The organism is Nonomuraea sp. NEAU-A123, from assembly GCF_018603905.1.
Classification (GTDB): Bacteria; Actinomycetota; Actinomycetes; order Streptosporangiales; family Streptosporangiaceae; genus Nonomuraea.
On the sequence record NZ_JAHFZZ010000001.1, the window covers coordinates 264,272 to 280,784 of the forward strand.

General features: G+C 69.9%; 16 protein-coding genes. 7 read left to right on the forward strand and 9 right to left on the reverse strand.

Annotated features, from left to right (window positions below):
* Positions 1-41: 41 nt before the first annotated feature.
* Positions 42-437 carry an NUDIX domain-containing protein gene (locus tag KLK06_RS01295; protein WP_214633393.1) on the reverse strand — a complete coding sequence of 132 codons (396 nt, stop codon included), beginning with the start codon at positions 435-437 and terminating at the stop codon, positions 42-44.
* Positions 438-559: 122 nt separating this feature from the next.
* On the opposite strand from KLK06_RS01295, the gene KLK06_RS01300 reads away from it, so the two are divergent.
* The 4 genes from KLK06_RS01300 (at position 560) to KLK06_RS01315 (ending at position 3,577) form a co-directional block, all read left to right on the forward strand.
* Positions 560-1,633, forward strand: a complete 1,074-nt coding sequence (locus KLK06_RS01300; RefSeq protein WP_214633394.1) for an adenosine deaminase — start codon at positions 560-562, stop codon at positions 1,631-1,633.
* The gene (locus tag KLK06_RS01305) at positions 1,630-2,241 is read left to right on the forward strand and encodes a PH domain-containing protein (RefSeq protein WP_214633395.1); all 612 of its coding nucleotides are present in this window, start codon (positions 1,630-1,632) and stop codon (positions 2,239-2,241) included. Before KLK06_RS01300 ends, KLK06_RS01305 begins: the two co-directional genes overlap by 4 nt.
* 68 nt (positions 2,242-2,309) lie before the next feature.
* Positions 2,310-3,128, forward strand: coding sequence for a MerR family transcriptional regulator (locus KLK06_RS01310; RefSeq protein ID WP_214633396.1), 819 nt, complete (start codon positions 2,310-2,312; stop codon positions 3,126-3,128).
* A 53-nt stretch (positions 3,129-3,181) separates the two neighbouring features.
* On the forward strand, positions 3,182-3,577 hold the full coding sequence (locus KLK06_RS01315) for a GyrI-like domain-containing protein (RefSeq protein ID WP_214633397.1): 396 nt from the start codon (positions 3,182-3,184) through the stop codon (positions 3,575-3,577).
* A gap of 106 nt (positions 3,578-3,683) precedes the next feature.
* On the opposite strand, the gene KLK06_RS01320 is transcribed toward KLK06_RS01315, so the two are convergent.
* From KLK06_RS01320 to KLK06_RS01335, 4 genes are all read right to left on the reverse strand, one after another.
* Positions 3,684-5,318: a phospho-sugar mutase gene (locus KLK06_RS01320; protein WP_214633398.1), complete on the reverse strand. Its 1,635-nt coding sequence runs from the start codon at positions 5,316-5,318 to the stop codon at positions 3,684-3,686.
* Between the two features lie 194 nt (positions 5,319-5,512).
* Positions 5,513-6,316, reverse strand: coding sequence for a purine-nucleoside phosphorylase (locus tag KLK06_RS01325; protein ID WP_214633399.1), 804 nt, complete (start codon positions 6,314-6,316; stop codon positions 5,513-5,515).
* 1 nt (position 6,317) lies between these two features.
* Positions 6,318-7,622 carry a M20/M25/M40 family metallo-hydrolase gene (locus KLK06_RS01330; RefSeq protein WP_214633400.1) on the reverse strand — a complete coding sequence of 435 codons (1,305 nt, stop codon included), beginning with the start codon at positions 7,620-7,622 and terminating at the stop codon, positions 6,318-6,320.
* Complete coding sequence (locus KLK06_RS01335; protein ID WP_214633401.1) at positions 7,619-8,599, reverse strand: Lrp/AsnC family transcriptional regulator; 981 nt, start codon at positions 8,597-8,599, stop codon at positions 7,619-7,621. Before KLK06_RS01335 ends, KLK06_RS01330 begins: the two co-directional genes overlap by 4 nt.
* A gap of 110 nt (positions 8,600-8,709) precedes the next feature.
* On the opposite strand from KLK06_RS01335, the gene KLK06_RS01340 reads away from it, so the two are divergent.
* Entirely contained in the window at positions 8,710-10,014 is a 1,305-nt protein-coding gene (locus KLK06_RS01340; RefSeq protein ID WP_308168052.1) for an MFS transporter, read from the forward strand.
* Here KLK06_RS01340 and KLK06_RS01345 read toward each other — a convergent pair.
* Positions 10,011-10,463 (reverse strand): gamma-glutamylcyclotransferase, encoded by a 453-nt coding sequence (locus tag KLK06_RS01345; RefSeq protein ID WP_214633402.1) that lies wholly within the window; start codon positions 10,461-10,463, stop codon positions 10,011-10,013. The genes KLK06_RS01340 and KLK06_RS01345 overlap by 4 nt on opposite strands.
* 71 nt (positions 10,464-10,534) lie before the next feature.
* Here KLK06_RS01345 and KLK06_RS01350 point away from each other — a divergent pair, with 71 nt between their 5' ends.
* Positions 10,535-11,929, forward strand: coding sequence for an NAD(P)H-quinone dehydrogenase (locus KLK06_RS01350; RefSeq protein WP_214633403.1), 1,395 nt, complete (start codon positions 10,535-10,537; stop codon positions 11,927-11,929).
* Positions 11,930-11,997: 68 nt separating this feature from the next.
* On the opposite strand, the gene KLK06_RS01355 is transcribed toward KLK06_RS01350, so the two are convergent.
* The 3 genes from KLK06_RS01355 to KLK06_RS01365 all read right to left on the reverse strand — a co-directional run bounded on the left by KLK06_RS01355 (position 11,998) and on the right by KLK06_RS01365 (position 16,052).
* Positions 11,998-13,374 carry a hypothetical protein gene (locus KLK06_RS01355; RefSeq protein ID WP_250904731.1) on the reverse strand — a complete coding sequence of 459 codons (1,377 nt, stop codon included), beginning with the start codon at positions 13,372-13,374 and terminating at the stop codon, positions 11,998-12,000.
* A 129-nt stretch (positions 13,375-13,503) separates the two neighbouring features.
* Positions 13,504-15,255 (reverse strand): biotin carboxylase N-terminal domain-containing protein, encoded by a 1,752-nt coding sequence (locus KLK06_RS01360; RefSeq protein ID WP_214633404.1) that lies wholly within the window; start codon positions 15,253-15,255, stop codon positions 13,504-13,506.
* A gap of 77 nt (positions 15,256-15,332) precedes the next feature.
* Complete coding sequence (locus KLK06_RS01365) at positions 15,333-16,052, reverse strand: SDR family NAD(P)-dependent oxidoreductase (RefSeq protein ID WP_214633405.1); 720 nt, start codon at positions 16,050-16,052, stop codon at positions 15,333-15,335.
* Between the two features lie 122 nt (positions 16,053-16,174).
* Here KLK06_RS01365 and KLK06_RS01370 point away from each other — a divergent pair, with 122 nt between their 5' ends.
* On the forward strand, positions 16,175-16,447 hold the full coding sequence (locus KLK06_RS01370; RefSeq protein WP_214633406.1) for a WXG100 family type VII secretion target: 273 nt from the start codon (positions 16,175-16,177) through the stop codon (positions 16,445-16,447).
* Positions 16,448-16,513: the final 66 nt, after the last annotated feature.

Here is a 16,513-nt window from a genome sequence, read left to right on the forward strand (position 1 = left end):
TCCTCGCCGCACCGGCGCGTGGCTGCCCGAGGACTGTCGGGTTACGCGAGCCGGCCCGTCTGGTGCAGGTGGTCGAAGACGATCTGGTCGACGGGGGATACGCGGTCGCGGTCGGCGTAGGTCAGCCAGCCGAGTTCTTCGATCTCGCTGCTCGGGGTCGGGGTTCCTCGATAGTCGGCGGTGTAGCAGGTCATCTGGACAGTGACCCCGTTGGGGTGGCCGTGCGCCTGGGCCTGGAAGGTGCCGAAGTGTGTCGCGCTGGCCGGGATGATGGCGACGGCGAGTTCCTCGTCGATCTCTCGGATGAGGGTGTCGAGGTCGGTTTCGCCCGGCTCGCGCTTGCCGCCGGGGATGTAGTAGACGTCCCTGCCTCGTGATCGGGTGCTGAGGATCTTGCCGTCTTCCAGGTGGATCCAGGCGATCTTGTCGATGGTCACTGTTGGTTTCCTGTCTGTGAACGCGGGCCGCGTGTTGGCCGGGACGTTCGATGATTATGCCGCCGGTCGGCTGCCGTGTCGGAGCGAAAGGTTCGTGGGGCGAAGGCGCATATCATGGGCGGATGAGGCCCACGCTTGACGAGATCCGACGGGCGCCCAAGGTGCTGCTGCATGACCATCTTGACGGCGGCCTGCGGGCCGAGAGCATCGTCGAGCTGGCTCGCGACTGCGGCTATGGCGAGTTGCCCACCACCGACGCCGACAATCTCCGGGAGTGGTTCGAGGCGGCGGCCGACTCGGGCTCGCTCGAACGCTACCTGGAGACGTTCCAGCACACCGTCGGCGTCATGCAGACGCGCGAGGCGCTGACCCGCGTCGCCGCCGAGTGCGCCGAGGATCTCGCCGATGACGGGGTCGTCTATGCCGAGGTGCGGTTCGCGCCCGAGCAGCACACCACTACGGGGCTCAGCCTCGATCAGGTGGTCGAGGCGGTGCTTGAGGGGTTCAAGCAGGGCTCCGAGGGGCGCGGGATCAAGGTCGGCACGCTGCTGACCGCGATGCGGCACCAGGCGCGGTCGATGGAGATCGCCGAGCTGGCCGTGCGTTATCGGGATGTCGGCGTGGTGGGGTTCGACATCGCCGGTGCCGAGGCGGGCTACCCGCCCACCAGGCACCTCGACGCGTTCGAATACCTGCAGCGGGAGAACGCGCACTTCACGATCCACGCCGGTGAGGCGTTCGGTTTGCCGTCCATCTGGCAGGCCATCCAGTGGTGCGGCGCCGACCGGCTCGGGCACGGGGTGCGGATCATCGACGACATCTCGGTGTCCGGCGACGGCTCGGCCAAGCTGGGCCGCCTGGCCGCGTACGTCCGTGACAAGCGCATCCCCCTGGAGATGTGCCCCACCTCCAACCTGCAGACCGGGGCCGCCGACTCCATCGCCGAGCACCCGATCGGGCTGCTGCGCCGCCTGCACTTCAGGGTGACGGTCAACACCGACAACCGGCTGATGAGTCGCACCAGCGTGTCGCTGGAGTTCGACAAGCTGGTGGAGGCGTTCGGCTATGGCTGGGACGACCTGCAGTGGTTCACGGTCAACGCGATGAAGTCGGCGTTCATCCCGTTCGACGAACGGCTGGCGCTGATCAACGGTGTGATCAAGCCCGGGTTCGCGCGGATGAAGTGGCAGCCGTGAAACAGACCTATCGCTCCAAGACCGCCTTCGTGCTCGGCTGGGTGTGGCTGGCGTTCGTCGCCTTCAACATCTGGGATCTGACCGCCCGCTACAACGGCAAGCCCTCGCTGGTGGCGGGTGCCGTGCTGGGCGCGCTGACCGCCGTGGTCTACCTGGTCGCGCTCCGGCCCGCGACCGTGGTGACCGAGGAGGGGCTGGTGGGGCGCAACCCGCTCCGCTCGACGTTCGTGCCCTGGGCGTCGGTGAACGACGTGGTGGTGGCCCACACCATCAATGTCCGCTACGGCGCCGAGCAGGTGTTGCGCCTGTGGACGCCGATGAGCACGGCTCGCGAGCGGGCCAGGGCGCAGCGCCGGTCCGCGCCCAGGCCGCAGCGCGGTCGGTTCAAGACCGAGCCCACGCTGAGCAAGGCGGAGCAGGCCGCGGCGGAGGCGTTCGCGGGGAAGACGCACGCCGACTGGGTGGGGCAGCAGATCACCGAGCGGGCGGAGTCGGCCCGGCGCCGTGACGTGGAGGCCCCGCCCGCCCGCGCGAGCTGGGCGATCGACTCGTTCGCGGTGCTCGCCGCGGCGATCGCGCTCGTGGTGATGGCGGTCGTGATCGGCTAGCCAGAGGTGCGAGGCGACGCCATGGCGTTGACCCTGACACCGTGTCAGGCCCTACACCTGGAGGGGTCATGTTCAGCATTGGAGACTTCGCCAGGCTCGGGCTCGTGTCCGTACGCATGCTGCGCCACTACGACGCGATCGGGCTGCTGCGGCCCGCGCACGTGGACCCGGCCACCGGCTACCGCTCATACCAGGCGGCGCAGTTGTCCAGGCTCAACCGCATCGTCGCGATCAAGGACCTCGGCTTCACGCTGGAGCAGGTCAGGACGATCCTCGACGACAAGGTGAGCACGGAGGAGCTGCACGGCATGGTCCGTCTGCGCCGAGCGCAACTGGAGGCGCGGATCAGCGCCGACCTGGCCAGGCTGCGCGGCGTCGAGGCGAGGCTCCGGACCATCGAGACAGAGGGGCACATGAAGACGGACGAGGTCGTGCTCAAGCAGGTCGCCGCGATCAGGGTCGCCGAGCTCAGCGCGAAGGCCGCCAGCTATGAGGGCGAGGACATAGGCCCGGTCATCCAGCCGCTGTACCGCGAGCTCTGCGAACGGCTGGAGGCGGCACAGGTGACCACGCCGGGTCCCGGCATCGCGTACTACATCCCCGAAGACGACGGCGCGGTCACCGTGCACGCCGCGTTCCCCGTGCCGGTGGAACCAGCGGACCGTTACGACTTCCAGATCGTCGCCCTGCCGCGCATCGAGACGGCGGCGACGATCATCCACCACGGCTCGATGGAGGAGGTCGGCTCGACGTTCCAGGCACTGGCGCACTGGATCGAGGAGAACGGCTACCGGTCCAGCGGCCTGGCCAGGGAGGTCTACCTGCACTGCCCGGACGACCTGGCCGAATGGGTGACAGAGCTCCAGATCGAGGTGGCGCCGGTCTAGCCGATGAGTTTCGGGGGCCCGCCTCGTCTAGGTAAGTGAAGGAGGGCAGAACAATGCCGAACATCATTGACCATCCCGACCGCCCCTACGTGGGGATCCGCAGGACCATCAGCATGACCACCTTCGGCCTGGTGGCCGACCGCATCGGCGAGCTGATCGGCTGGCTGGCCGAGCGCGGCGCGGCGCCCGCCGGAGCGCCGTTCCTCAGGTACCTCTCCATCGACATGCCGGCCGACCGGCTGGAGGTCGAGGCGGGCGTGCCGGTCGCGACCCCGGTGACGGGCGACGGGGACATCTTCGCCGCTCACCTGCCCGCCGGCCGCTACGCGACGGTACGCCACCACGGCCACCCCGACCAGCTCATCGGCGTCATCGAGAACCTCCTGACCTGGGCGGACGGGCAGGGCCTGAAGTGGGACATGACGCGGAACGGCGACACCGAGCACTGAGGCTGCCGCCTGGAGATGTACCAGACGGACCCGCGCGTCGAGCCCGACCTCAACAACTGGGACATCGACCTGGAGTTCCGCCTGGCCTGACGATCCCGGGTGGTGCCTAGAGCCCGAGTGCGGCGCCGACGTCGGCTTTCAGGGCGTCGAGCTCTCGTACGGCCAGCGCCCGGGCATCACCCACCGGCCCGGTCACCGGGATGACCACCTCCAGGTAGCACTTGAGCTTGGGCTCGGTCCCCGAAGGCCGGACCACCACCCGGGCGTCGCCGGACAGCGTGTAGCGCAGCCCGTCGGTAGGCGGCAGCCCGCCATCACCCAGGCTCAGATCGTCGGCCCGCTCCACTGCGCGCCCGCCGAGCGCGGCCGGGGGGTCGGCGCGCAGCCGGGCCATGGCGTCGGCGATGAGCGACAGGTCGTCGACCCGGACGGACAGTTGCGCGGTGGCGTGCAGCCCGTAACGCCTGGCCTGGTCGTCGAGCAGGTCGAGCAGGGTCCGCCCGGCACGCTTGGCCGTTGCGGCGATGCCGGCCACGGTCAGGGCGGCGCCGATGCCGTCCTTGTCGTGGACCGGCAGTCCGGCGTCGGAGCCGACGCTGTAGCCGATCGCCTCCTCGTACCCGAAGACCAGCCCGGGGCCCGCTTTGATGATCCACTTGAAGCCGGTCAGCGTCTCGCCGTAGCGGACGCCGTGGGCGGCGGCGATCTTGCCGAGCAGTGTCGAGGAGACGATCGTGGTGGCCACCATGCGATCGCCGGACGTGTGCGTGATCACGTGCTCGGCCAGCAGGCCGCCCACCTCGTCACCGGTCAGCATGCGCCAGGAGCCGTCGCCCAGCGGCACGGCCACGGCGCAGCGGTCGGCGTCGGGGTCGTTGGCCAGCACGACATCGGCGTTGATCTTGACGGCCAGCGCCACGGCCAGGTCGATCGCGCCAGGTTCCTCCGGGTTGGGGAACGCCACCGTAGGGAACTCGGGGTCGGGGTTGCGCTGCTCCTCGACGGCCATCGGGCTCTCGAACCCGGCGGCCAGGAACGCGCCGGTCAGCGTGGCCGATCCGACGCCGTGCAGCGGCGTGTAGGCGACCCGCAGCTCGCGCGCGTCGCCGAGCGGCAGCGCGGTCACCGCGTCGATGTAGTCGTCGATGATGCTCTCGCCCAGCTCGGTGAACGTGCCGGGGCCGTCGAGCGGCAACTGGTCGACGCGGCCCACGGCCTCGATGGCGGCGGAGATCTCGGCGTCGATCGGCGGCACGATCTGGGAGCCGTCGCCCCAGTAGACCTTGTAGCCGTTGTCGCGCGGCGGGTTGTGGCTGGCGGTGACCATCACCCCGGCGTCGGCGCCGAGGTGGCGGACGGCGAAGGCCAGCACGGGGGTCGGCAGCGGGCAGGGGAGCAGTGAGGCGTGCAGTCCGGCACCGGTCAGGACGGCCGCGGTGTCGCGGGCGAACATGTCGGACTTGTGGCGGGCGTCGTAGCCGATGACGACGTGCCTGCCGGCGCCGAGCACTTCGGCCAGACCCGCCGCGGCCCGCATGACGGTCACCCGGTTCATCCGGTTGGGTCCGGCGCCCAGCTCGCCGCGCAGGCCGGCCGTACCGAACTCGAGCCGGGCGCCGAAGCGGTCACGCAGCGCCTCGTCGTCGCCGGATTCGAGCAGGGCCGACAGCTCGGCCCTGGTCTCGGGATCGGAGTCCTGAGCCAGCCAAAGACGGGCCGCACGGGCCAGGTCAGCGCTCACTGTCGGCCTCGCGGGTCGGGTCGGCGGTCAGGGAAGGGCCCAGCCGGGCCGGTCAGGGAGAGCCCAGCCGGTCGGTCAGGGGAGGCCCAGCCGGGTCCGTCAGGGGAGGCGTCGGGGGTCGGATCGGTGGTCACTGTCGGGCCTCACGAGTCAGGTCGGCGAGATCACGGGGGAGGAGGGAACCGGGTCGCCGGTCAGAGCCGGTCCACGATCTTGGACAGCAGCGTGCCCATGCGGGCCGCCGTCTCGCGGCCGACCCGCAGGACCTCCTGGTGGTCGAGCGGTTCGTCCGCCAGCCCCGCCCCCGGGTTGGTGACCAGGGAGACGCCCAGCACGTCGAGACCGGCCTCACGGGCCGCGATGGCCTCCAGGACGGTGGACATGCCGATCAGGTCGCCGCCCAGCGTGCGCAGCATGCGGATCTCGGCGGGCGTCTCGTAGGTCGGGCCGCGGAAGGCCACGTAGACGCCCTCGGCGATGGTCGGGTCGACCTCGTGGACGAGCGCCCGCAGCCGCCGCGAGTAGACCTCGGTGAGGTCGATGAACGTGGTGCCGGTGATCGGGTTGGCGCCGGTCATGTTGATGTGGTCGCTGATCAGCACCGGGTCGCCGACCTGCTGCGTCTCGGGGCGCAGACCGCCCGCCGCGTTGGTCAGCACGATCGTGCCGACACCCGCGGCGGCGGCGGTGCGTACGCCGTGGACGACGGTGTCGACGCCCCGGCCCTCGTAGAGATGGCTGCGGCCGAGGAAGACGAGCGCGTGCCGTCCGCCGGGGGTGCGGATGACGCGGATCTTGCCGCCGTGCCCGGCCACGGCCGGAGCCGAGAAGCCGGGCAGGTCGGTGAAGGGGATCTCCGTGACCGTCTCGCCGATCGCGTCGGCGGCCGGCACCCAGCCGGACCCCATGACGAGGGCCACGTCGAAGGTGTCGAGGCCGGACGCGCTCTTCAGCGCGTCGGCGGCCGCTCCGGCCAGGGTGTACGGGTCGTTGCTCACGTCAGTAGTTTAGGAGGAGCCTGTCGAGCACCCGTACCCCGAACTGAAGGGCGTCCACCGGCACCCGCTCGTCCACGCCGTGGAACATCGACGCGAAGTCCATGTCCCCGGGCAGCCGCAGCGGCACGAACCCGAACCCGCGCACGCCCAGATCGGCGAAGAACGTCTTGTTGTCGGTGCCGCCGGACATGCAGTACGGCACGGCTCGCGCGGCCGGGTCCTCGGCCTTCAGCGCCGCGATCATCGACTCGACCAGGGCGCCGTCGAACGTGGTCTCCAGCGCGATGTCGTGGTGCACGAACTCGCGGCGTACGCCCGGCCCGATCAGCGAGTCGATGGTCTTGAAGAACTCATCCTCGTGGCCGGGCAGGAAGCGGCCGTCGATCACTGCCGTGGCCTGACCGGGGATGACGTTCGACTTGTAGCCGGCGTTGAGCTGGGTCGGGTTGGCGGTGTGGTTCAGCGTGGCGCCGACGAAGCGGACGAGCGGTCCGAGCTTGTCCAGGAGGGGGGCCGGGTCGTCCTCGTCGAAGGGCAGGCCGAACGCGTCCGCGACCTCGGTGAGGAACTGGCGGACCGTCGGGGTGAGAGTGATCGGCCACTCGTGCGCGCCGACCCTGGCCACGGCCTTGGCCACCTCGGTGACCGCGTTGTCGGTGTTGAGCATCGAGCCGTGCCCGGCGGTGCCGTCGGCGATGAGCTTCATCCAGCCGAGGCCCTTCTGCGCGGTCTCGATCAGGTAGAGCCGCAGCGACGGGTCGACCTCCAGGGAGTAGCCGCCCACCTCGCTGATCGCCTCGGTGACGCCCTCGAACAGCTCGGGGTGGTGCTTGGTGAGGTGCTTGGCGCCGTACGTGCCGCCCGCCTCCTCGTCGGCGAGCCAGGCGAAGACCAGGTCGCGGCGCGGCTTGCGTCCCTCGCGGGTGAGCTGCCGGAGTACGGCCAGCATCATCGCGTCCATGTCCTTCATGTCCACCGCGCCCCGGCCCCAGATGTAGCCGTCACGCACCTCGCCGCCGAACGGGTCGACGGACCAGTCGGCCGCGTTGGCCGGCACCACGTCTAGGTGGCCGTGGACCAGGAGCGCGGGCAGCGACGGGTCGGCGCCCTCGACGCGGGTGATGACGTTGCCCCGGCCCGGCTCGCTCTCGATGTAGGTGGCCTCGATGCCGACCTCGTCCAGCCTGGCCATGACGGCCTCGGCGGCGGCCCGCTCACCGGGGCCGGTGCCGTCCCCGTAGTTGCTGCTGTCGACGCGGATCAGTTCGGCGCAGAGGTCGGCGACTTCGTTCTCAGCGGGCGTCATGGTGTCCTCTCCAGGGTGAGCAGGCCGGACTTGTGGAGGTGACCGCGCTTGTAGGCGCGGGTGATGAGGGTGACGTCCATGTCGGTGACCTCGTCGAGGGGGCCGACGACACCCGTCAGGAAACGGTAGAGGTCGGCCTCATGGGCCACCGCGACCTGGACGATCAGGGAATGCGTGCCCGACGTGGCCGCACAGTAACGCACGCTGGGGTGCGCCGCGAGCGTCTGGCCGACCCGGTCGAGGCCGTACGGCCGGACCTTGAGCCAGAGCTTGCCCTCCACTTCCAGGCCGAGCAGCGCGGGCTCGACCTCGGCCCGCAGCAGCAGGAGCCGCCGTTCGAGCAGCGAGGAGACCCGCCTGCGCGCAGTGGGTACGGAGATGTCGAGCCGCTCGGCGATCGCGGTGAAGGCGATCCTGCCGTCACCGGCCAGCAGCTCGGCGATGTCCTGTTCCAGAGGTGAAAGACCGTCCTGATCAGGAAGGGGATCATGGAGCATGGCCGGGCGGAGTTGGGCGGCCTCCTGCTCGCTGAGGTAGGGCGCGTGCCACTCGGCCACGGTCCTGAACGTGTGGAGCACGACCTGCGTCTGCGTCTGCAGCACCCCGTCGATCTCGCTGATCTCCGCGGTGAGGATGTCGTGCAGCTCGTCGCGCGTACGGGCGACCAGCTCGCAGGCGAGGTCGGCCGCCCCGGTCAGCGAGTAGACCGAGCGTGTGTCGGGCCGGTCGGCCAGCGCCTTGGCGACCTGCGCCGCCGCACCGGGACGGACCTGGACGTGCAGGTGCACGGGTCGCCCGTGGCCCGAACGCAGGTCGTCATAGATCGCGGTGACGCGCACCATGCCATCGGCGATCAGCCGCTGCAACCGGCGCGCGACCGTGCGCTCGTGCTCATCGACGGCCCGGCCGATCTCGCCCCACGACGCGCGGGGGCTGATCTGGAGGGCGGCGACCAGGCGCCGGTCGAGAACATCCACAGGGAGCCGTTTCTATGTCGGGTTTGTAAATATGTGCCGAGGCATTTGACTGTTTCGGTCGCCCGAATGCACAGTAAGCCATCATCGCAGTTGTCAGCAAAGGAGCCCCCGTGGCGACACCTCCTGTAGCTCAATCGCCGATCGGCATCCCCCGGAGCCGTGTCCGCCAGCTCATGGCGGCAAGCATCGGCAACGTCGTCGAATGGTTCGACTGGTACACGTACAGCTTCCTGACCGTCTACTTCGCCGAGCAGATCTTCCCCAAGTCCGGCACGAACAGTCTGGTCCCGGTGCTGAGCGCCTTCGCGGTGTTCGCGGTCGGTTTCTTCATGCGCCCGCTGGGCGGCCTGCTGGTGGGCGCGTTTGCCGACCGGTACGGACGCAAGGCTGCGATGACCTTCACGATCATCCTGATGGGCGGTGGCTCGCTGCTGCTTGCGGTCACGCCGACGTATGAGGCGGCGGGCGTGCTCGCGCCGATCATCCTGACGCTGGCGCGGCTGATCCAGGGCCTCTCGGTCGGCGGCGAGTTCGCCGCCGCCACCACGTTCCTGGTCGAGTCGGCACCTCCCGGACGCCGCGGGTTGTTCTCGAGCTTCCAGTACGTCAGCACCACCATCGGCCAGCTCTTCGCCTCCGGCCTGGCCGCGCTGCTGGCCGCCAACCTCGCAGAAGCCGACATGAGCTCGTACGGCTGGCGCATCCCGTTCGTCGTGGGCGCGGTCATCAGCCTCGTGGGCCTGTGGATCCGCAAGGGCGCCGAGGAGACCAGCGCGGTGGTCAGCGAGATCCAGGAGGGCACGACGGAGCGTCCGGGCCTGTTCGAGTTCCTGGTCCGCTACCCGACCAAGGCCGCGATGATCGTCGGCATCACCGTGGCGGGCACGGTCGCCTACTACACCTGGACGACCTTCCTGCCGACCTACGCCCAGCAGAACGTGGGCTTCGACAAGGGCGAGTCGCTCACGGTCAGCACGATCTCGCTGGTCTTCTTCATGATCCTGCAGCCGCTGCTCGGCATGCTCTCGGACCGGATCGGGCGCAGGCCCATGCTGATCACCTTCGGCCTGGCGTTCACGATCCTGCCGGTGCCGCTGCTCGGCATGCTGACGAACTCCTTCTCCAGCCTGCTGTTCATCCAGTGCCTCGGCATGGTCTTCCTCGGCTGCTTCACCTCGGTCTCGGCCGCGGTCAACTCCGAGCTGTTCCCGACCCGGGTGCGGGCGGCGGGGGCGGGCTTCCCGTACTCGCTGACCGTCGCGATCTTCGGTGGCACCGCGCCGCTCATCGGCACGGCGCTGAAGGACGGGGGCAACTCGGGACTCTTCCCGTGGTACATGTCGGCGCTCGCCCTGGTCTCCACTCTGGTGTACGTCTTCGCGCTGAAGGAGACCAAGGACCAGCCGCTGAGCTAGTCGCCGATCGATCTGCAGGGGCGTCCCCGCAGCTCCTTGACGTAGTCGTCGGGGGCGCCCGCCCGCTCGGCGGCGTCCGCCAGGATGCCCAGGTAGCGGGCGGAGGGCAGGCCGCCCTCGTAGCCGTCGAGCACGTAGAACCAGGCCACCTGCTCGCCGTCGAGGGTCTGCACCCGCAGCCGCACCTTGTGGTAGAGGCCGCGGACGGCGCCCTCCCACTGGTCGAGAGAGTTGGCGTCCAACTCTGGCACGTCATAGAGGACGACGAACACGTGCTCGTCGGGGTCTTCGACGATGGTGGAGAGCGAGCCCTCCCAGCCGATGTCGTCGCCGCCGAACGTCAGGCGCCAGCCCTGCAGCCAGCCCACACCCCGGATCGGGGAATGAGGGGCGCGCATGGCCATCTGCTCGGGGTCCATGTTGCTGCCGTAGGCCGCGTATACAGGCACAGCAGATAAGAGTAGCGGGCGAGAGGCCGCCCCGTTCGTCGTCAGCGCGCGCCATGCGGGAGAATGGGCACGTGACGAGGATCGTGATCATCGGTGGCGGACCAGGCGGCTACGAGGCGGCCCTGGTGGCGGCGCAGCTAGGCGCGCAGGTCACCATGGTCGAACAGGACGGACCGGGAGGCGCGTGCGTGCTGACCGACTGCGTGCCGTCCAAGACCCTCATCGCCACCTCCGTACGTAAACAGGCCCTGCTCGACGCGCCCTCGCTGGGCGTCGGCTTCACCGGCGGGCTCGACGGCGACGTCGGCGTGGCGAGCGTCGACCTGCCGCTGGTCAACAAGCGGGTAAAGGAGCTGGCACAGGCCCAGTCGGCCGACATCGAGACCCGGGTGGCCGCCGAGGGCGTCGAGATCGTCAAGGCACGCGGGCGGCTGGTCGATCCGCAGCTCGTCAAGGCGGGCGACCGCGCGATCAAGGCCGACGTGGTCATCGTGGCGACCGGCGCGACGCCGCGCATCCTGCCGGGAGCCGAGCCCGACGGCGAGCGCGTGCTCACCTGGCGCCAGCTTTACGACCTCGACGCGCTGCCCGAGCATCTGATCGTGGTCGGCTCCGGGGTGACGGGCGCCGAGTTCGCGGGCGCCTACCGTTCGCTGGGCGCCGAGGTCACGCTGGTCTCCAGCCGTGACCGGATGATGCCCAACGAGGACGCCGACGGCGCCGAGGTGCTCGAAGAGGTCTACCGGCGCCGCGGCATGAACGTCATGGGCCGCTCGCGCGCCGCCTCCGTCAAGCGGACCGCCGACGGCGTCGTGGTCACGCTCGAAGACGGCCGCACGGCCGAGGGCTCCCATGCGCTGATGACGGTCGGCATGGTGCCCAACACGGGCGGCATCGGCCTGGAGGAGGCGGGGGTCCAGCTCGACAGAAACGGCTTCGTCAAGGTCGACAAGGTCTCGCGCACCTCCGCGCCGGGCGTCTACGCGGCGGGCGACTGCACCGGCGTGCTCATGCTCGCCTCGGTCGCCGCCATGCAGGGCCGGATCGGGGTCTGGCACGCGCTGGGTGAGGCCGTTCAGCCGTTGCGCCTGGCCACGGTGGCCTCCAACATCTTCACCGATCCGGAGATCGCCGCGGTCGGTGTCGCGCAGCGCTCGATCGAGGCCGGCGAGATCGAGGCCAACGTCGTCAAGTTGCCGCTCGCCACCAATGCCCGCGCGAAGATGCAGGGGTTCAACGACGGCTTCGTCAAGCTGTTCTGCCGCCCGCACACCGGGATCGTGCTGGGCGGCGTGGTGGTGGCCCCGAGGGCGTCCGAGCTGATCCTGGCGCTCTCCGTGGCCGTACAGCAGCGGCTCACGGTGGACCAACTGGCCCACACTTTCGCGGTTTATCCGTCTTTGTCGGGATCCATCACCGAGGCGGCCCGCCGCTTGATGCAGCCCGAGGCGCAGATCGGGATCTGACCCGGGGCCCTAACGGAAAACGGGCGCGTCCCCCAGAAGGGAACGCGCCCGATCATCCGCTGGACGGGTTACCAGTCGCCGCCGCCGAAGTCGCCACCACCGAAATCGCCGCCGCCGCCGAAGTCACCCCAGCCGCCGCCGTCTCCGCCGCCGAAGTCGCCGCCGCCACCGAGGTCGCCCCCGCCGCCGTCACCGAAACCGCCGCCGTAGCCGTAGCCGCCGAAGCCGCCGCTGAGCATGCTGCCCATCAGGGTGCCGACGAACATGCCGGTCATGATGTCGCCGAAGCCGCCGTAGTAGCCGTAGGCGTAAGGCTGGTAGGCCGGGCCCGCGTCGTAGTAGGGACGCCGCTGACCGTCGACCATGACCTCCCGCATCTGCGGGTCGAAGCCACGCTCCACGGCCTCCGCGTCGGCCGCGCAGGCGGGCACGTCGCGCACCGCGCCGGCGGGCGGCGCCCACCGTACGTCACGCACCGACGGGCCGTGCTGCGGGTTGAAGAAGCAGGGCGCCCGTCGCTCGGGGGCCGGCTGGTTGTTGACCTTGGCCTTCACCACGGCCAGCCAGTAGCGGCCGTCCTCCAGCGTCTGGGTCACCTCGCGGATTTGGTCGGCTCGCTGGATCGCGGCGAGCTGCGTCTTGGCCTTCTCGTAGGAGTCGAGTGCCTGCTGCCACTCGGTGATGTGCTGGCCGCTCTGGCCGGAGAGCGCGACGTCGGCGTCGAGCGCGGTGATCTCCTCGCCGAGCTTGGTGACGTCCTCCTCCACGGTCTGCTTGACCGCGGCCAGGTCCTTGGCGTCCTGGATGGCCTGCTTCTTCTTCTTGTTCTTCGAGTAGACGAAGTAGCCACCGCCGCCGACCACGACGAGCGCGCCCAGGGCGATCAGCGCGCCGCTGCCACCGCTGCCGCCGACCGGGCCCGAGTCGAGCGCGGACCGCTTGCCGGAGGAAGCGAGGTTGACCCGCTCCACGAAGTCGTTCATGCCGGACACCACGTCGTCGTGGTTACGCACCGCGAGCTTGGCCAACTGGTCGGTGAGGCCGGGGCTGCCGAAGTTGGACTCCGCGAACAGGGAGTTGCCGTCGAGCACGGCCACGGTGACCCGGCCCCCGCCCTTGGCGGCCGCGGTGGCCGTGCCGAGGGAGTTGAGGTACTGCTTGGCGCTCGACGACGAGGTCAACGTGCCGTCGGGCAGCGCCGCGACGTAGATGTCACTCTTGGAATCCTTCAACGTGTCGCGGATCTCGGACTGCTGGTCCGAGGTCAGCGGCGAGCCCGATTGCACGAAGAGCGGATCCTTCTTGTCCTTCCAATAGGACACAACGCTCGATGCATCAGGGGGTGCGGCCGCCGCGTTGGCGGCAGGGGACAGCGCAAGGACGACGAAAAGACCGGCGATCAGAGCCGCGATCGCGGCCCCTGCTCGGCGCAGCGAATGGGTCATTGGCAGCAAGCCTCCTTCGCTCAGGATGACGAACGGGCGCTCAACAAAGTTCCTTTGCATATGCACGTTACCCGTATGAAGCCGTCCGAGCGCGGGGCGTGGTCAAGGTTCCTGGAGCCGCCGGCTCGATCAAGCGTCCTTGATCTCACAGATCGTGGCCCCTGACGTGACGGTCTGCCCGACCGCGGCGGTCAGGCCGGTGACGGTGCCCGCCTTGTGCGCGGTCAACGGCTGCTCCATCTTCATGGCCTCGAGCACCACGATCGCGTCGCCCTCGGCCACCGTGTCGCCGTCGGCCACGACGACCTTGACGATCGTGCCCTGCATCGGGCTGACCAGCGTGTCGCCGCCCGCCGCGGGCTGCTTCGCGCCGCCGCGCTTGGGCTTCCTGGCCGCGGGCTGCGCGCCGCCCCTGGAGGCGCCGGTCGTACCGAGACCGGAGGGCAGGACCACTTCGAGGCGCTTGCCGCCGACCTCGACCGTCACCGACTCGCGCGCGGCGGGCTCGTCGGCGGAGCCGTCTCCCGCGTAGGGCGGGATCGTGTTGTCGAACTCGGTCTCGATCCACCGGGTGTGGACGGAAAACGGCTCGGCGGTGAAGGCCGGGTCCGACACGACCGCGCGGTGGAAGGGCAGCACGGTCGGCATGCCGTCGATCTCGAACTCGGCCAGCGCCCGGCGTGAGCGCTCCAGCGCCTCCGTACGCGTGCGGCCGGTCACGATCAGCTTGGCCACCAGCGAGTCGAACGTCTGAGGCACGGTCATCCCGGCCTCGAACCCCGAGTCGAGCCGCACGCCGGGACCCGACGGCGGGCGCATGACGGTGAGCGTGCCCGGCGCGGGCAGGAAGTTGCGGCCGGCGTCCTCGGCGTTGATCCGGAACTCGATCGAGTGGCCGCGCGGCGCCGGGTCGTCGTAGCCGAGCGACCCGCCGTCGGCGATGCGGAACATCTCGCGCACCAGGTCGAAGCCCGACACCTCCTCGGTGACGGGGTGCTCGACCTGCAGGCGGGTGTTGACCTCCAGAAAGGAGATCGTGCCGTCCTGGCCGACGAGGAACTCGCAGGTGCCCGCGCCGACGTAACCGGCCTCGCGGAGTATCGCCTTGGAGCTGGTGTAGAGGGTCTCGACCTGTGATTCGGACAGGAACGGCGCGGGCGCCTCCTCCACCAGCTTCTGGTGGCGGCGCTGGAGCGAGCAGTCGCGGGTGCCGACCACGACCACGTTGCCCTCGCGGTCGGCCAGGCACTGGGTCTCGACGTGCCGCGGGCGGTCGAGATAGCGCTCCACGAAGCACTCGCCGCGGCCGAACGAGGCGATCGCCTCGCGCACGGCCGACTCGTAGAGCTCGGCGACCTCTTCCAGCCGCCGGGCGACCTTGATGCCCCGGCCGCCGCCGCCGTACGCGGCCTTGATCGCGATGGGCAGCCCGTGCTCCTCGGCGAAGGCGACCACCTGCTCGGCCCCCGAGACGGGGTCCTTGGTGCCCGCGACCAGCGGCGCGCCGACCTTCTGCGCGATGTGCCTGGCCTGGACCTTGTCGCCGAGCGCGGCGATGGCGGCCGGCGGCGGGCCGATCCAGATCAGGCCCGCGTCGATGACTGCCTGGGCGAAGTCGGCGTTCTCGGCCAGGAAGCCGTAACCGGGATGCACCGCGTCGGCGCCGGAGCGCCGGGCGATCTCCAGCAGCTTGCCGATGTCGAGGTAGGTCTCCGCGGGGGACTGGCCGCCCAGCGCGTACGCCTCGTCAGCGATCTTGGCGTGCAGGGAGTCGAGGTCTTGGTCGGCGTAAACGGCCACGCTGCCGATCCCGGCGTCCTTGCACCCCCGTGCGACCCGGACGGCGATCTCGCCCCGGTTGGCGATCAGAACCTTCTGCACCGACCTACGTCCTTTCCTTAACATCCTTCCGCGCCGGGCACTGAGACGGAGTGTAAGTGTTCGCTGTCGGCCGCCGGTCAGCGACCCAGATAAGCGCCGCCGTTCACATGGATCACCTGCCCCGTCAGATGCCGTGCACCCGGGGAGGCCAGGAAGGCAACGCTGTCCGCGACGTCGGACGGAGTGCCGGGGCGGCCGTTGCGGGTGTTCTCGACGCGGGCCCTGATGCCCTCCTCCGTCAGGCGCCCGCGGAAGAACTCGGTGTCGAGCACCAGGCCGGGGGAGACGACGTTGGCGGTGATGCCCCGCGGGCCGAGCTGAGCGGCCAGGTCGGCGGTCCACGCCTCGACGGCCGCCTTGGCCGCGCCGTACGAGCCGGAGCCCGTACCGCGGGCGGCGATCGAGCCGATCGTGATGATCCGCCCGCCCTTGGCGAACCGCGGCAGCAGCGCGGTCGTGACGAGCACAGCGGACAGCAGGTTGGCGTTGAGGTTGGCCAGCCAGCCCTCGGCCACGTCCAGAAGGTCGTCGGACTGGCGCCGGTCCAGGTTGGTGTTGCCGCCCGCGTTGTTGACCAGGACGTCGACCCGCTCGGGCAGCCGGCCCGCGGCGTCCTTCACGGCGGCGGGGCTGGCGGCGTCGAACGGCAGGTAGGCGGCGCCGAGCCGGGCCGCGGCCTCCTTCAGCACCTGCTCGCGCCGGCCGGTGATCGTGACCCGGTCGCCCGCGGAGGCGAACGTCGCGGCGATCGCGTAGCCGATCCCGGTGCCACCGCCGGTGACCACAACCTCGCGCATGGCCGGAATCTCCTTAGATCCGAATATTCCTCTGGAAGACCATAGCCGCTCGGCATAACAGGAGCGAGGCGTGAGTGACGCGTCTATGTTGAGGGCGCTTTCAGTCGATCCAGGAGGTATGCATGAGCCAGAGCCTGCTCGGTGGCGACCCCGCGGAAATGCAGCAGATGGCCACCCAATTCACCCAGCAGTCCGAGGCGGTGCGCACCACGATGACCGCGCTGGACCGCGAGGCCGCCAAGGTCGGCACCGCTTGGACGGGCCCGGGAGCCGAGCGCTTCCAAGGGGCCTGGCAGAACTACCGGACGGCCTTCCAGCGCATGACGGAAGAGCTCCAGGAGGCCTCCCGGGTGATCAACACCTACCGGGGCAACATCGAGTCCGCGACCCGCTGAGTCTCGCGGAGGGGCCCCGGTCTGACCACCGGGGCTTCTTTTCGAGGTGAACAGGGTACGAACTGT

Coding starts and splice junctions, on each gene's coding strand:
- KLK06_RS01365 (WP_214633405.1), bottom strand. CDS start 16,052: ATGCGCGAGGTTGTGGTCACCGGCGGTGGCACCGGGATCGGCTACGCG.
- KLK06_RS01300 (WP_214633394.1), top strand. CDS start 560: ATGAGGCCCACGCTTGACGAGATCCGACGGGCGCCCAAGGTGCTGCTG.
- KLK06_RS01370 (WP_214633406.1), top strand. CDS start 16,175: ATGAGCCAGAGCCTGCTCGGTGGCGACCCCGCGGAAATGCAGCAGATG.
- KLK06_RS01330 (WP_214633400.1), bottom strand. CDS start 7,622: ATGACGCCCGCTGAGAACGAAGTCGCCGACCTCTGCGCCGAACTGATC.
- KLK06_RS01310 (WP_214633396.1), top strand. CDS start 2,310: ATGTTCAGCATTGGAGACTTCGCCAGGCTCGGGCTCGTGTCCGTACGC.
- KLK06_RS01355 (WP_250904731.1), bottom strand. CDS start 13,374: ATGACCCATTCGCTGCGCCGAGCAGGGGCCGCGATCGCGGCTCTGATC.
- KLK06_RS01315 (WP_214633397.1), top strand. CDS start 3,182: ATGCCGAACATCATTGACCATCCCGACCGCCCCTACGTGGGGATCCGC.